The organism is Larkinella fluvii, assembly GCF_051857545.1.
In the GTDB taxonomy this organism is placed as follows: Bacteria; Bacteroidota; Bacteroidia; order Cytophagales; family Spirosomataceae; genus Larkinella.
Genome location: NZ_JBPZHB010000005.1, coordinates 272,817 through 287,564, shown reverse-complemented (window position 1 = coordinate 287,564; position 14,748 = coordinate 272,817). Strand labels below are relative to the sequence as shown.

Genomic DNA, 14,748 nt, shown 5'->3' with positions numbered 1-14,748 from the left:
TGGCGGGCGGCCCAGGATGTGGTCAATCATTAAGCCAGCACCTAAGCCATTATGAATAGAATCGTACTCCTGCTGCTGCTCATCAACTCAATCGCTTTCGGGCAAAACAGCCTGTCTCTTAACGGCAATTGGTCCTTCCACACCGACCCGAACGGGCGGGGCGAATCGGTTGGGTGGTTCAGACCGGCTTACGACACGGCCGCGTGGGATTCCTTACCGGTGCCCGGAAACTGGGATCTACGAAATGAATACGCGCATTACGTGGGCAAAGGCTGGTACCGAAAAACACTGACGGTGCCAGCCAATCTGAAAGGCAAAACCATACGCTTGTGTTTCGAAGCCATTTACCACGACAGTAAAGTCTGGCTGAATGGCCAACTGCTTGGCACCAACAACAGCGGCTATCTGCCGGTTGAGTTCGACGTTACGTCGCTGCTTGACTACAGCGGTCCCAATACCATTGTGGTATGCGCTGACAACACATTTCGGCGAGGGGCCATCTGGAACTGGGGCGGCATTCGACGTCCGGTTACGCTCGAAGTAACCGAAGCTGTACGGATTGTCCGGCAGCACATCACCCCGGTCGTTGACCTGGCCAAACGAACGGCTACGGTGCGCATTAAGGTACGCTTGCAAAACCACGGGACGACACCCGGTACGGTTCAGGGAGAGGTATCGCTGTCGGCGCCGAACGGTTATCAACAGAAAATACCGTTTACGGCAACGATGCCTCCAAAACAGACGCAAGAGGTTATGGTTAGCACAAATCTAACCGGCAAACTGGTTCACCTCTGGCATTTTGACGATCCGTTTCTGTATACCTCTGCCGTGACGATAGGTAGTGACGAACCACTAGTTGACCGCTTCGGTTTGCGTAAAATTGAGGTTGATAACAAAAAGTACACGGTCAAACTCAACGGGGAATCCATCCGGCCAATGGGGTTTAATCTGGTGCCGGACGACCGAACTACGGGCAATACGATTCCGCTCTGGCGCATCAAAGAAGACATTGACAAGCTGAAAGAACTGGGTACCACGATGGCCCGTCTGACACATCTGCCCCTGCCGAAGGAAGCACTGGATTACCTGGATGAACGCGGCATTTTGACCTTCGCGGAGGTGCCGCTCTGGGGTTTTGACCAACTGGCCGATAAAGACAAACCAACCGCCAACGAGTGGCTGGAGCGCATGATTGCGCGGGATTTCAACCATCCCGCTATCATTGGCTGGAGCGTCGGCAACGAGATTGGTGATTACCCCGGAACGCTGGCCTATGTCGAGTCGGCAATTCAACGGGTTCGTAAGCTTGACCCGAGTCGGTTGGCTGTGATGGTCAGTCACACGGCGCAGCGCAGGCCGGACGCGATCGCGTTTTCCGACCTGGGGCTGATTAACAAGTACGGAAAGAACCTGGGGCAACTCGCCGACCAGATTCATGCCCAGCACCCGGATAAAGTGCTTTTCTATGCCGAATACGGCCATGGACAGTTTCAGGAGAATCTGGACGCCGACGTAAACGCCAAAGCAATGGTTGATTCCATTCGCAACCGGACGTACCTGATTGGCGGCTCGGTATGGACCTTTAACGACTACCGAAGCAGTTTCATTGGCACCAAAGAGTTTACGGAAAATCGGGCCTGGGGTGTTGTCGATGTGTTTCGGCAACCTAAGCAAGCCTGGCACTCATTTCGCCGGGAAATGGCACCGGTTCGGTCGATGACGGTTTCAAACGTGACCGGCAACGGGGCCACGGTTGTGCTGATACCCCGGCGAGTCCTTGACTTACCGGCTTACAACCTGAACGGGTACCGACTGGTCTGGAAAGCGCTCGGGGACAACGGCCGGTTTGTGCAGGGCGGCTATGCTACCTTGCCCATTATAAAACCCGGTGATGCGCCAATTCAACAGCCTGTGCAGTGGGCCAACGAGGCCGCTTCGTTTAATGCGGTGCAGATTGCGCTGGTGTCGCCGTTGAACTACGCGGTGTACGATACCATACTATACATCGCAAAACCCCAGTCGCCAACCCTACTAGCCACTACGAGTGGTCGGAATGAGCAGAACGACATTAGGACCAATGGGGCGGTGATTCGGGTGACTTTCGCGCCGGTTGCCCTCGCAACGGGCTATAAGCTTCGCTACGGACTTAACGGGTTATCGAATGAAACACCGCTAACGCGAAACCCATATATTGATATTCACGGGCTGGCGTTTGACAAGATGTATCAGATTGCATTGGTAGCCGTCAATCCGGCAGGTGAGGGTGAGCCAACAGCCGTTCGCACGGTCAAAACCGAACAGGATTCGTACGTTCCGCCCGCTATCCAGTATGTTGAACCGGTCGATAGAGGGTTTTTCGTGGGCTATGCCACGCAGGCAGACGACTACCTGTTCCAGATTCAATACACCACGAAAGAAGGCGATTACACGGACGCGCCAATGCTGCAATCCGACACCAGGGGCGTATTGTTTGTGCCGAATCTGACCAGCGGTCGGCCGTACTTTTTCCGGCTTCGGCGCCTGAAACACAACAACTACCCAACCGCCTGGTCGGAAGAGAGAACGGTAACGCCTGATGGTGGTCAACGGCCATATGCACCCGTCTTACAGGGCGTCATTCGTCAGCCGACAGAAGCCGTTGTTTGCTTCGAACCGGTCAGAAAGGCAACAGGATACATTCTGGAATACCGACAGTCCGGCAACTCGACAACGGCGACTAACCCCTGGGCAAAAGTCACTATTCCTACGGCGCAGAGTGGTTATTTCCACCTGACTGGCTTAGCCAAAAACACCTCGTATCAATTTCGGATGGCCACATTGACCGCCAACGGCCAGTCCGATTTTTCACCGGCTATCGACGCTCACCAATAGGCTGACGTCCGAAGCAACCGATAAACGTACCCTGAAAAGTATCCGATATGAAGCCGACCGCTCAATCCTTCCCCACGCCTTTTCGAAGTGGTGATCGGGGTAGCTTCCCTCATCTTCCGAGGGGAACAAATATCAGCCATTGACGGTTTTTGTCGTTCAGGTCGTCATCTAAGGTATCCATCCTACATGTTGTTTAAGTGGCCGTATGAACTGTGGTGATAGTCAGGTATAAATTCGTAATTTTAATATCTGTCCAATCTAATCAGTAGCATACGCCCCCGAACTGCGTCGAAGGTTTCACGACTAAATCAGTACGGTTTAACGTGAAAATACGCTTCAACCGCCTGGCTGTCTTTCCAATTGATGCGGGCGTTATGCAGGTTTGTGGCTACTGTATTGGTAGGGGCAATCAAAATAACTTTCACGTCAACCCGGTAGTTAAGCAGTGACTGGTTGCCATTGCGCGGGCTGGTCAGGATGGCCCGAATATGAACCTTGTCGGCCAGGGTTTGCGCCGTGGCTTCGATGACGCTGACGGGCTCGGTCGGGTCAGCACCGAGCATAATATAACGAACCGAACTCAGCGTCCAGCTATTGAGTTCATCGCGCAAATAGACCAGTACAACGCCCTGGTCAGCGATTTCGGCGTACTTCTCAGGCGTTAGCGACAGATACCCAGTGGTTGTGTAGGCCTTTGTTATACTGTTGTAGTCCGGAGCACAGCAGACGCCAAAGCGCTGATTTTTATAGATATAGCTCCAGGCGTTCACAGTGCCCGGTTCACCTTTTGGCCCTTGTGTGCCGGGGTCACCTTTGGGGCCTTGTGCCCCGTCTGGCCCTTCGGGGCCTTGTGGGCCGGGCGTCTGATCCGGCTGACAGGCGGCCAAACTCAGCAGCAGGCCGAATAGAATAATTGAAATGGGTATACTACCCTTTAGAAAGGTTGTCATTTTTATAAAATTTTGTCTGTCGACTTAAGGATAATAAATTGGTTGATGCAAAATTGGGCCGATCGTTGCCTGCGATAAAGATGCCGCTGCCTGAATTGCCTGATTCGCTACATCAACTGTTAAAAAAGTGTGGTAAACCATGCCCGGCCATCAACGTCGTAATTATACCAGCCCAGGGGGCTTTCTTTAAGCAACTTAATCTTGTATGGTTAAATCTATACGACGTGCCTTTGCAGTTTTTGAACGGCCAATTCCCTTAAATAACAGCCGGGTACTTGTTTCCGAATAGACACTTGTGGAAGTACCGTATGGATTGGATTATCTCATTTAATATTTTCCCAGCGCCTTTTCGTAGTTTAGCTTGGCAACCAGGTAGTGATAAGCCGCTTCGATGTAGTTCTGCTCGGCGGTTTGAAGCGAGCCTTCCGTATCGAGCACGTTGCTGTAGAGTACCGCGCCGAGTCGATACTGTTCCTGCTGAAGCTGGCTGATTTGTCTGGACACGTCCAGGCTGGCGCGGGTACTTTGCAGGTTGCGCGACGCGTTGGTCAGTTCGGTTTCAGCGGTGCGTAACTCGTTGGTCAGATCGGCCCGGGTCTGGTGGAGATTTAGTTCGATCTGCCGGGCCTGTAACTGATACGTTTGCAGATTCGTTTTTTTGGTAAACTGCCCCGACAGCGGCACTTTCAGTTGCAGACCGAAATAGTTGAACGGAAACCACGAATCGCTGAAATAGTTGAACGAGTTGGACAAAAACTGGGTCGAGTAGTTGCCGTAGAGCGACAGCGTCGGCTTCAGCGCGTTCAGCACTTTCTGCTCCCGGAGCCGGTAGTCGGTCAGTTGCAGCGTCAATTGCCGGATTTCGGTGCGATCCGCTACTGAATCCGCGCCAGTAGTTGTTTGGTACGCTTCGGCCTGACCGGCGTCGATTCGGTCGGTCAATACCAGCGACGTATCGGCGGGGATGTTTACCTCGTAGCACAGATTGGTTTGGGCCAACCGATAGCTTTGTTCGGCTTTTTGAGCCGTAAGCTGGCTGTTCTGCCAGTTGAGCTGGGCCGTCAGGTGGTCGGCTTCGAGCAGGGCACCGAGCTTGTATTTGCCCGCCGACAGGTCGAAATACTGCTGATACCGCTGCCGGTCGGCCTGGGCGATGCCCCGCTGAATCTCTTTCAGCAGCACGTTCAGGTAGGCCTTGGCAATCTTGATCTTTACGTTGGTTTTTCGCTGGTTATTCTTTTCCTGCTCCAGCGCCCCGTTGTTCTGCACAATTGCCAGATCGGTTTTGGCTTCGGGACGGTAGAGCGGCTGCGTCAGGTTCAGGGCGAAGATGGTGCTGTTACGGGTGCCGAACGCCAGTCTTTGCTCCCCGTTACCGGTACCGCCCGGAAAAGCACCGGCCGGAATGACCGTCGTTTGCAGTTGGGTGTTGTAGCGCACGTCACCCGACACGTTTACTTCCGGCAGCCAGTTGTTGCGGTTCTTTTGTATTGAGTTTTCGGTGAGCGCCAGACTCACGGCATCGGCTTGGAGGTCATAGCGGTTTTTAAGGCCCAGTTCCAGTGCGTCGTTCAGGCTTAGCCGCCGTTGTGCCTGGACTCCCGTCGTTACCAGTAAACCGATAAACAGCGCAGGAGCAAATCGCCCAAAAAGAGAAGGTCGTTTCATCACATTCTGAATATTTGAACCGGTTCAAGTTTGGTGATTTTACGCATGGCAATCAGGCTGCTGACCACACTGATGAAGCTGGTCACGCCAACCAGCGAGGCTATCAGCCAACCGGGGAACGTCATTTCCATCTCGCCACCCCGTGAGGTGATGGCCATGAGTTGCAGGAGTGCAAACGAGATCGAGAAGCCAATGAGCGCGTACAGCAGCCCTTGCAAGAGAATCAGCCGACGAAGCAGGCCGTTACTTCCGCCAATGGCTTTCACCGTGCCGTAATCGCGGATGCGGTCGTTGACCGACGAATAGAGCGTTACGCCCACGATAGCGAAGCCACCAATCGCCGAAAACACGACCATCATCAGGAAGCTGGCCACGGTGTTGCTGGTGGTCATCATGTACCGAATCGTTTCCGAGCCCAGCACCTGCCCTTCCACGGCTCGTACTTGCCCGATTTCGGTGTTGATCCGGTTGATCAGCGCGGCCTTTGTGGCCTGGGTGGAGTCGATCTGAACCAGGTAGGCGCTGACGTAATTGGTGCTGAGGCCGCTGAGCGCACGGGCCCGTTCGAGGGTCGTGATGGCGTACGACGAGCCAAACGCCGTCATGCCGATGGATAAGCCGCTCAGATAGACCCGTTCGTCGTTGATGGTCAGGTAGTCGCCGGGTTTGATGTTGTCGAACTTCCCGACCTCCGTTTTATTGAAAATCACGGCCCCTTCGTTGACCAGATCGCTGACGTTCGTTCCGGGCGTGTACTGCCGGGGACCACCCACAAACGTGGGCGCTTCGATGCCCAGAATCTGGACCGTCAGCTTGGTGCCCTTGGGCGACTTGGCCGAGCCCGAGGCAAACACAATAGGATGCACCCGCTCAACGCCCGGTATGGACTGGAGTTCACGACCCACCCGCACGTCGATGTTCTGCAATTGCAGCGCCGACTGCGTTTTCGGATTAACGACCCAGATGGCAGTGGGATAATTACGGGTTAGTCCCCGTACGTCCTGCATCATGTTGTTGAACATGCTCAGTTCCAGGCCCACCAGCACCACCGATACCACGATACCGGCCAGAATGCCGAGCAGGTTGCTGGTATCGTAAGTGAGAAATCGATACGCGGTTTTCCACATGGCCGGTTTAGTTTAGGTGAATGATGCAATCGACCCGCGCGTTGACGAATACCCCTTCGCCGGAATTGAGCCGGATACGTACCTCGCGGACGCGCCGGTCTTCCTGAGCGGTTTCATCTTCAAACAGCGACTTCTTCTTCAGGAAATCACCCGCGAAGTACACCGTGCCTGTGCCAATGAGTTTGCCCGTCGCCTGGGAGCGGATGTCCGCCTTCTGGCCCAGCTTAATTCGTTCGGCAAACAGTTCGTCTACTTCAGTACGGGCCGTCAATGCCCCCTCGGGAGCCATCTGGCCAACCTGCGTTTCGCCCGTTACGTAGTCGCCGACTTTCACCGTCCATTCGAGCAGTTTACCCGTGTAGGGTGCCTTTAGGGTCTTTTCTTTGGCCTGCACAGCGTAGACGTTCACATCGGCGTTAAGTTCGTTGAGCACGGTGCGGGTCTGTTGTAAATCGGCCAGTCCTTTGCGATACTCCTGCTGCGCTTTGGCCGCATCGGCCGCGCTTTGGGTCAGATTTTTCTGCGTGATACCCTTCACGGCGAACAGCTGCTGGTTCAGTTCGTAATCAGCCCGGGCTTTGTCGGCGCTCAGTTTCAGACTGGCAACGGCGGCTTCCTGCGCGGCAATGCCGGCTCGTTGCGTACCGATTTTCGCCTGCGAAGACGCGAGTTGCGCCTGGTCGGTTTTCCGGTCGACGGTGAGCAGCACCTGCCCTTTTTTGAGGGACTCATTCTCACTGACGGAGATTGCTGTCACGCGGCCCGTCGTTCCGGCATAGAGTTGAATCAGCCCCTGTTCAGGTTCGATGCGGGCAACGCCAACCACCTTCGTGATGGGCTTCGGTTTGGCAGGTTGCTCATTTTTCTGTTCTGGCCGACAGGCCAATAACCCGATACTCAGACAGAGTACGCTCAGGCGGGGGATAGAGAAAGGGGTACGTATCATGGCTTATGCCTGCGTTTTTTCAAGGGCGATGGGGGTGACGATACCATTTTTGACCTCAATGGCGCGGTTGGCATAAACCGTCAATCGGGGGTCGTGCGTAACAACGGCGACAGCCTTGCCCGAACGGGCCAGTGCCTGCAATTCGTTCATGACCGTATCGACGCTGTTTTTGTCGAGCGATGCCGTCGGTTCGTCGCAGAGCACCAGTTTGGGGTTGGTCACCAGGGCGCGGGCGATGGCGATACGCTGCTGCTGTCCACCCGATAGCTGTTTGGGGAATTTGCGCCGGTGCTCCGACATATTGACTTTCGTCAAGGCATCAGCGGTGCGTTGCTTGATCTCGGCCCGGCCCAGCTTCTGCATCTCCAGCGGAAAGGCTACGTTTTCTTCGGCCGTGAGCGGAGCCAGCAGGTTAAATTGCTGGAACACAAACCCGATCCGGTTCAGCCGTAAACTCGCCTTTTCGGAAGCCGATAGCGTTGCGACGTCTTTGCCATCCACCCACAACTGCCCTTCGGACGGGTCGATCAGGCACCCCAGCAGCGAGAGTAAGGTCGTCTTGCCCGACCCCGACGGCCCGATGATCAGCAGTAGTTCGGCCTCGTTGACCACCAGGGTCGTTTTATCCAGCGCCGTAAAAGACCCGGCGGGGGTCTGGTACGCCTTGTTGGCTCCTTTCAGTTCGGCAATCATGGTACGGTCAATTGGCTAGCGGTCACACTGTAGGCACTGAAATAGCCGAGCGCATCGCCCGACAGATTCGTGGGCGGGTTGGCGGGGGTAGCCGCCTGGTTGTTGCCGCTGCCCAGCACCTGCGACAGGGCAAAGAAGTAGGTGTAGACGTTGGCGTCGATTCCCTGCATCTCTACCCGAACGCGGTCGCCAGGTTCCAGATCGGTGCTGGTGTTGCTGGTTAAAAATAGGGCCTGACGGGTTTTAAGGCCGTTATTAAGCCGGTCGTCGGCCGCAAACACATCGCTCTGTTTCTGATCGTTGACGTACATCACCCAGCGGTAATAGTTCGTGACACTGGCCGGATCGGTATAGTTGGCGTAGATGATATCGCCCAGCGTCTGGGCCTCAAATGTCAGCGAATCCAGCTTCACCACCGGCGGCATGGTGGAGCGAGCGGTATACGTGGTGCCGTTTATCGTGACGGTAAGCTCGTACGTATGGCCCACCACACCCCGGGTTTTACGGGTTCGGTAGTTGCCATTGCCTTCATTTGTCAACGTATCTAACCCGCCCTGTAGGTCGCGGATGATTACCAGCGCACCCGAAACGCCCTGGGGTTGGCCGGGTTGGTAGTAGTCGGCCGTCTGCGATACCCGCACAGTGTACGGCCCGGCTTCGCTGGTGACGTTACCCTCAATGACGATGCGCGGCTCCCCGCTGTTGAGTTCGGGAGTGATTATTTTTTCGCAGGCGCTTAGCCACGGAAGGGTCAGCATCAGCAGCCAATAAATTCCTTTTTTCACGGTCAGAATTTGAAGTTATAGGTTACGGACGGCACCCAGCGGAACAGCGTCGTTTGCAGGGCTTCCGAGCGATTAGGGTCGTCGGCATTGGCCCGGAAGGTGATCGTATAGGCGTTTTCGCGGCCATAGACGTTGTAGATGGAGAAGTTCCAGCTTCGTTCGGTCGTCTCGGTGCGCCGACGGAACCACGTCAGGCTCAGGTCCAGGCGGTGGTAGTCGGGAATGCGGTTGGTATTGCGATCACCGTACTGGCTAACCCATTGTCCATCAATAAAATACCGACCGACTGGGTACGTTACAGCGTTGCCGGTATAGTAAATGAAGTTGCCCGACAGTAGGAGTTTTTCATTGATTTTATACGTACCGACCAGGGCCAGATCATGGGTGCGATCCTGCCGGGCCGGGAACCACGAGCCCCGGTTCACGCCGTCGAACCGGCGTTCGGTGCGCGAGAGGGTGTAGCTCAGCCAACCTGTAAACCGGCCCGTGTTTTTCTTCAGCGACAGCTCCAGCCCATAGGCGCGGCCCCGGCCATAAATCAGCTCTGCTTCGACGTTTTCGTTTGCCTGAATGTTAGCCCCGTCGCGGTAATCGATCTGGTTTTGCAGGGTTTTATAATACGTTTCCGCCGAAAATTGGTAACGACCCTCGCTGATGGAGCGGAAGAAGCCCGCCGATACCTGATCGGCCAGTTCGGGCTTGACGTAGTTGCTCGACGGAATCCACAAATCGGTGGGGTTGCTGGCCGTACTGTTGCTCAGCAGGTGCAGGTTCTGGGCGTTGCGCTCGTAGGCCAGCTTGATCGACGCGTCCGGGTTGAGGACGTAGTTGAGCGACAGCCGGGGTTGCAGGTTCACATACGTCTTGACGAATTCACCCCGCTCGTATTGGTACGTTTGCCGCACGCTGCGGTCGGGGTTGTAGTCGTAATACGTACCCGGCCCCAGATTGCTGAACGTGGCCAGCCGAAGACCGTACTTTATTTTCAGCCGGGTCGTAGCCGCGTATTCATGCGATCCATAGATCGCCGTTTCCAGTGCGTATTTTTCGGTTAGGGTCAGCGGATTGAACCCGGATTCACTGCCCGTAGTAGCCCGGCCCGGCTCAATGGTATGGTGAATTAAATTCACGCCAAACTTAAACGTGTTGTGATCGTTGGCGTAGTACTCAAAATCTTCCTTGAGATTCCAGTCCTTGATGCGGGAGTTGAGCGTAACCCGGGCGTTGCCGCTGCCAAGGCCAATTTCGTAGCGGTAGTTGCTGTAAATCAGCGACGAGTTCAGGAATAACCGGTTGTTGAACAGGTGGTTCCAGCGGAGGGTCGCCGTAGAATTACCCCATTCAATGCCGAACAAACTCCCCACACCCAGCACGTCGGTACCGAAATAGCCCGATGCGTAAAGCCAGTTTTTGTCATTGAGCTGGTAGTTCGCTTTAGCGTTGAGGTCATAGAAGTACAGTTTGCTCTGGTTGATCGTGGAGTCGGGAACGCCCCTCAGCAGCAGGTCGGCGTAGGTACGTCGGCCGGATACGATAAAACTGCCCCGGGCTGGATTGCCCCGAGCGGGCTTTTCTTTATTCGTCCGCAAGGGTCCTTCTACCGTCAGGCGCGAGGCAATCACGCCGATACCGCCCGTAACGGCGAGCTTTTTGGTGTTCCCTTCTTTCATCTTGATGTCGAGCACCGACGACAGCCGCCCACCAAATTCGGCCGGCATCCCCCCTTTATACAGGGTCGCATCCTTGAGCGCATCGGCGTTGAAGACCGAGAAGAAGCCGAGCAGGTGCGAAGCATTGTAAACCGTCGCTTCATCAAGCAGAATCAGGTTCTGGTCGGCAGCCCCGCCCCGCACGTAGAAGCCACTGTTACCCTCCCCGGCCGACTTGACGCCCGGCAACAACTGGATGGTTTTCAGGATGTCCCGCTCGCCAAACAGCACCGGCACCGTTTTGATGGACTCCATGCTGAGCTTCTCCACGCCAAGCTGATTCCGCGTAATGGGGTCGTCTTCGCGGGTGGCTTTTACCTGCACCTCGTTGAGGCCGATGCTCTGATCGCTTAGCTCGATATTGAGGGTTTGATTGCTCTGGAGTGTAATCGGAATCGTTTTAGTGAAGTAGCTGATGAATTGCACGGTGAGCGTGTAAGTCCCCGGCGCAAGGGTGATCGAGTAAAAACCATAGGCATTGGCAACCGCCCCCGAACTACCTCCTCCACTGCGGTTGGCCAGCACCGTAGTCCCAATCAGTGACTCCCCGTTGCGGGCATCTTTAATGGTACCGCTCAACGTAACCTTCCCTTGACCCTTTGCCCAATAGCTCAACAGACAAAAGGAGAGCGTTAACAAAAATCCAAATCTGAAAACGGGATACCTGACCTGCATGTGCGTTGCTTTTGTGGACTGATGCCACAAAGGAAGTCGCTGATTGATCGTCAGGATAAGCCCCGGAAGCAGTATCCGGTAGTGTGTAGAGATTTAGTGTGCGTTTGTATATATTTCGGCTGGATCAGGTCTGAATTTTGCACGTACTTTGATGGTTAGAAAGTCTATTCTTTGCTTAATGTCGAGCCATCGTTTTTTAGAGTGGACCAAACGCAGCTACGGGCAATACCCGGTTCTGTTTCATGTGGCCGGGTGGCTGCTGTACATGACGTTGCCCTACCTGACGTTTTCGCTGCCACAGTTCCTCAATCAGCGCACGTTTTGGCAGTTGTTTGGCATCAAGGTCATCAATGAAGTGCTGGTCATCAGCTTTTTCTACGTGAATTACCGGAAGCTGATGCCCGACGCCCTGAACGGCCGTCGCCCCTATCTGGTGGCGCTTTCGATGCTTGTCATGGCGGCTTTGCTGATCGCTGTCAACGCGGCTTATTACCGTTATTTTCTTCAGGCTGATTTTGGCCAGATTGCGGCAAGGATCATTCAGGCGCAGATCAGCATGATTCAGACCCGAAGCTGGCTGAGTGTTCCTTTCCCCATGATTGCCACGTCCCTGCTGTCGCTGGTCCTGTTGACCAGTGTCAGCATCGCCTTTGCCATTTACCAGGACCGACAGCAACGTGAAAAGGCGCATCAGCAGATTATCATTGAAAAAAAAGAAGCCGAACTGAGTGCCCTTAAACTCCAGATTAGTCCCCATTTTCTGTTCAATACGCTGAACAACCTGCGCTGGCTGGCCCGCCAGAAATCGGATTCGACGGAAGAGGCCATTCAACGACTGTCGGACATGCTGCGGTACATGATTTATCAGGTCGACCGGGGGCCGGTGGCTTTAGCCCGCGAAATCGACTACTTGACCGATTATATTCAGCTCCTGCAAATGCGGCTCGATACGCACAACCGGGTTGTGTTTGACCTACAGGTGGATGACGACAAGGTGAGGATCGAACCCCTGCTGCTGATCCATTTTGTGGAGAACGCCTTCAAATATGGAATGCACCACGAGCAGGACTCTACGGTGATGATTAAACTGGAGATGAAGGCGGGTCTCCTTACGTTTTCGACCCGGAATCAGGTTTATGAACTAAAACGGCCGGCCAATGTATCTGACTCCGGTGTGGGGATTCAGAACGTCGAACGCCGGCTGGCGTTGCATTATGCCAACCGCCACAAACTGTCCATATCCCGGCGAAACGGGCTATTCTGTGTTGATTTACAAATTGATTTAGCCATCATTTCCGATGAAGTTGCAGACTATTCTCATTGACGATGAGCCACTGGGGCTGCGTATCCTGGCCGACGACCTGCAACAGGTGCCGACGATCCAGCTCATTGGCCAGTATACCCGACCCTTCGAGGGTCTGGAATTGCTACAGCAGGGAAAGGTGGATTTGTTGTTTCTGGACATCCAGATGCCGACGCTGCTGGGTACCGACTTTTTGCGGTCGCTGGCTCAACCGCCCATGGTCATTTTTACCACGGCCTACGAACACTACGCCCTGGAAGGCTTTGAACTGAACGCCATTGATTACCTGCTCAAACCCATCCGGCTTGATCGACTGCTACGGGCCTGCAACAAAGCCTATGAGCACCACTCGCTGAAGCAGAAAGGCGATGCGGCCATGCAGGCTGACACGTTTTTCTTCGTGAAAACCGAGTACAAAGAGGCTAAAATCTACCACAGCGATGTGCTGTACATCGAAGGATTGAAAGATTATGTCAAAATTTATCTGGACTCCCAGCCGGGCAAACCCGTTTTGACCCGGATGAACGTAAAAACGATGGAAGCGCGGCTGGACCCGAACCGGTTTTGCCGGGTTCACCAATCGTACATCGTGCCTGTCAGCCGGATCACGGCCTTCCACAAAACGCAGATTCTGCTGGGTGGTAAAGTTATCCCCGTTGGCGAGCGATTCGCCGACCAGTTTCTGGCTACGTATCGCAACCGCTAAGCCGAAATATTGAGCTCGGGATCAAAACGCATCCAGCATGCGCAGGTAGAGATTTGTCGTTCCATTGGAATTAAACGCCAGGTCGGCCCGCAGATAAATCTCTTTAGGACGGTTAACCAGCAGCCGCAGTCCCACACCCGTGGCGTAGCGCGTATAGTTTCCTTGCCATTGGCGGAGCGTAGGGGCTACGCCACCGACGGCCCCAAAGGCCGCTGCTTTGAGCAGTGGTCCCAGCGTGTAGCGGTACTCCAGTTGCATTGACCAGAGCTGCTGGTCACGATAGCGACCCTGCACAAAGCCCCGCATCATGGCTGGCCCACCCAGCCGGGGTAGTTCCCGCAAAGGCACCTGGCCCGTCGTAAAGTGACCCAGGGCCTGAGCCCCCAGCCAGTGGCGGCCGGGCAGGGGCCAGTATCGGCGCAGGTCAAGCAGGTGTTCCGTATAGCGATACTGGCTACCTAAGCCAGCCCGGTAAATATGCATCGCCCACTCGGCATACCAGCCACGAGTTGGGCTAAACGGATTGTTCCGATAGTCGGCCAGCAAGGTTGGCCCTATTCCGGAGATCACACTCCCTTGATAGCCAGGCTCACTTTGCACGAAGGTTACCGCATTGTCGGAGCGCAGGTTGCGGGTGTCACTGTAGTTGTAGCTGAAACCGGCAAACAGGTGGCCCTTAATTTTGCGCCACATCCGGTGCTGCACATACCAGCGCTGATAGGTAAATACCAAATAGTCCCGTTCCCCGACGGTCTGGTTCCCTACACCCCAGTAATCTTCGGCAAAATCGAGGTAGCCGCCCCGGCCCCGTAGAATGTAACGCTCTCCAACGCCATAGGTCTGCCAGACCCCTTCGAGGGTTAGTTGCCGACGGGTGCTATAGAGACCCTGCACAAACACATACGAGTTACGCGTCTGCCGACTGGCTGAATCGAGCCGGTGCCAGTACCGGCTACGAAGGTGGGGGCGCTTAGCCCCAATCGTGGCTGCGTTGAAGAAGTAGTCAAGAGAGAGGCCCCCTTTAAGGCCAATTTCAGGTCCGGATTGGAGCACGGGCAGGGGGATAAAGCGCAGCGGACGATTCGTAAGCGAATCGGGATGAAGCTTCCGCCAGAACGACGATTTGGTCTGGGCCCAGGTAGTAATCGGTAGTCCAATTATCAGGGACAGCCAGCCGACCAGGTAGGGAAACGCTTTCGTGATTGCATGTAGACCGTACGTGGGTGGGAAATTCATGTTGAATTAGGAGGATCTTTTGAGTTAGTTACTTTTTACCTGTAGGTCCGATAATTCTTTGTGATTGACAATAGGATGT

General features: G+C 54.8%; 11 protein-coding genes. 3 read left to right on the top strand and 8 right to left on the bottom strand.

Going from position 1 to position 14,748, the window contains the following annotated elements; translation table 11 throughout:
* The first annotated feature begins 51 nt into the window (after positions 1-51).
* Entirely contained in the window at positions 52-2,871 is a 2,820-nt protein-coding gene (locus ACS5NO_RS14645) for a glycoside hydrolase family 2 TIM barrel-domain containing protein (RefSeq protein ID WP_439415845.1), read from the top strand.
* A gap of 308 nt (positions 2,872-3,179) precedes the next feature.
* Here ACS5NO_RS14645 and ACS5NO_RS14640 read toward each other — a convergent pair whose 3' ends face one another.
* The 7 genes from ACS5NO_RS14640 to ACS5NO_RS14610 all read right to left on the bottom strand — a co-directional run bounded on the left by ACS5NO_RS14640 (position 3,180) and on the right by ACS5NO_RS14610 (position 11,328).
* Positions 3,180-3,821 (bottom strand): collagen-like triple helix repeat-containing protein, encoded by a 642-nt coding sequence (locus ACS5NO_RS14640; protein ID WP_439415844.1) that lies wholly within the window; start codon positions 3,819-3,821, stop codon positions 3,180-3,182.
* Between the two features lie 327 nt (positions 3,822-4,148).
* The gene (locus ACS5NO_RS14635) at positions 4,149-5,489 is read right to left on the bottom strand and encodes a TolC family protein (protein WP_439415843.1); all 1,341 of its coding nucleotides are present in this window, start codon (positions 5,487-5,489) and stop codon (positions 4,149-4,151) included.
* Complete coding sequence (locus ACS5NO_RS14630; RefSeq protein ID WP_439415842.1) at positions 5,489-6,616, bottom strand: ABC transporter permease; 1,128 nt, start codon at positions 6,614-6,616, stop codon at positions 5,489-5,491. The genes ACS5NO_RS14635 and ACS5NO_RS14630 overlap by 1 nt, the downstream gene beginning before the upstream one ends.
* Positions 6,617-6,623: 7 nt before the next feature.
* Positions 6,624-7,562, bottom strand: coding sequence for an HlyD family secretion protein (locus ACS5NO_RS14625; RefSeq protein WP_439415841.1), 939 nt, complete (start codon positions 7,560-7,562; stop codon positions 6,624-6,626).
* A gap of 3 nt (positions 7,563-7,565) precedes the next feature.
* A complete protein-coding gene (locus tag ACS5NO_RS14620; RefSeq protein ID WP_439415840.1) occupies positions 7,566-8,255 on the bottom strand; it encodes an ABC transporter ATP-binding protein in 690 nt (229 codons plus the stop codon).
* Entirely contained in the window at positions 8,252-9,040 is a 789-nt protein-coding gene (locus ACS5NO_RS14615; RefSeq protein WP_439415839.1) for a DUF4249 domain-containing protein, read from the bottom strand. Before ACS5NO_RS14615 ends, ACS5NO_RS14620 begins: the two co-directional genes overlap by 4 nt.
* A 2-nt stretch (positions 9,041-9,042) precedes the next feature.
* Positions 9,043-11,328 carry a TonB-dependent receptor gene (locus tag ACS5NO_RS14610; RefSeq protein ID WP_439415838.1) on the bottom strand — a complete coding sequence of 762 codons (2,286 nt, stop codon included), beginning with the start codon at positions 11,326-11,328 and terminating at the stop codon, positions 9,043-9,045.
* A gap of 274 nt (positions 11,329-11,602) precedes the next feature.
* Here ACS5NO_RS14610 and ACS5NO_RS14605 point away from each other — a divergent pair, with 274 nt between their 5' ends.
* Together ACS5NO_RS14605 and ACS5NO_RS14600 are read left to right on the top strand one after the other, a co-directional pair.
* Positions 11,603-12,748: a sensor histidine kinase gene (locus tag ACS5NO_RS14605; protein ID WP_439415837.1), complete on the top strand. Its 1,146-nt coding sequence runs from the start codon at positions 11,603-11,605 to the stop codon at positions 12,746-12,748.
* Positions 12,723-13,433, top strand: coding sequence for a LytR/AlgR family response regulator transcription factor (locus tag ACS5NO_RS14600; RefSeq protein ID WP_439415836.1), 711 nt, complete (start codon positions 12,723-12,725; stop codon positions 13,431-13,433). Before ACS5NO_RS14605 ends, ACS5NO_RS14600 begins: the two co-directional genes overlap by 26 nt.
* Positions 13,434-13,454: 21 nt before the next feature.
* Here ACS5NO_RS14600 and ACS5NO_RS14595 read toward each other — a convergent pair whose 3' ends face one another.
* On the bottom strand, positions 13,455-14,669 hold the full coding sequence (locus tag ACS5NO_RS14595; RefSeq protein WP_439415835.1) for a BamA/TamA family outer membrane protein: 1,215 nt from the start codon (positions 14,667-14,669) through the stop codon (positions 13,455-13,457).
* Between the last annotated feature and the right edge of the window lie 79 nt (positions 14,670-14,748).

What these genes read in the sequence shown, in the direction of transcription:
- ACS5NO_RS14600 (WP_439415836.1), top strand. Translation starts at nt 12,723, where the DNA reads ATGAAGTTGCAGACTATTCTCATTGACGATGAGCCACTGGGGCTGCGT.
- ACS5NO_RS14620 (WP_439415840.1), bottom strand. Translation starts at nt 8,255, where the DNA reads ATGATTGCCGAACTGAAAGGAGCCAACAAGGCGTACCAGACCCCCGCC.
- ACS5NO_RS14605 (WP_439415837.1), top strand. Translation starts at nt 11,603, where the DNA reads ATGTCGAGCCATCGTTTTTTAGAGTGGACCAAACGCAGCTACGGGCAA.
- ACS5NO_RS14645 (WP_439415845.1), top strand. Translation starts at nt 52, where the DNA reads ATGAATAGAATCGTACTCCTGCTGCTGCTCATCAACTCAATCGCTTTC.
- ACS5NO_RS14595 (WP_439415835.1), bottom strand. Translation starts at nt 14,669, where the DNA reads ATGAATTTCCCACCCACGTACGGTCTACATGCAATCACGAAAGCGTTT.
- ACS5NO_RS14625 (WP_439415841.1), bottom strand. Translation starts at nt 7,562, where the DNA reads ATGATACGTACCCCTTTCTCTATCCCCCGCCTGAGCGTACTCTGTCTG.
- ACS5NO_RS14635 (WP_439415843.1), bottom strand. Translation starts at nt 5,489, where the DNA reads ATGAAACGACCTTCTCTTTTTGGGCGATTTGCTCCTGCGCTGTTTATC.
- ACS5NO_RS14640 (WP_439415844.1), bottom strand. Translation starts at nt 3,821, where the DNA reads ATGACAACCTTTCTAAAGGGTAGTATACCCATTTCAATTATTCTATTC.
- ACS5NO_RS14630 (WP_439415842.1), bottom strand. Translation starts at nt 6,616, where the DNA reads ATGTGGAAAACCGCGTATCGATTTCTCACTTACGATACCAGCAACCTG.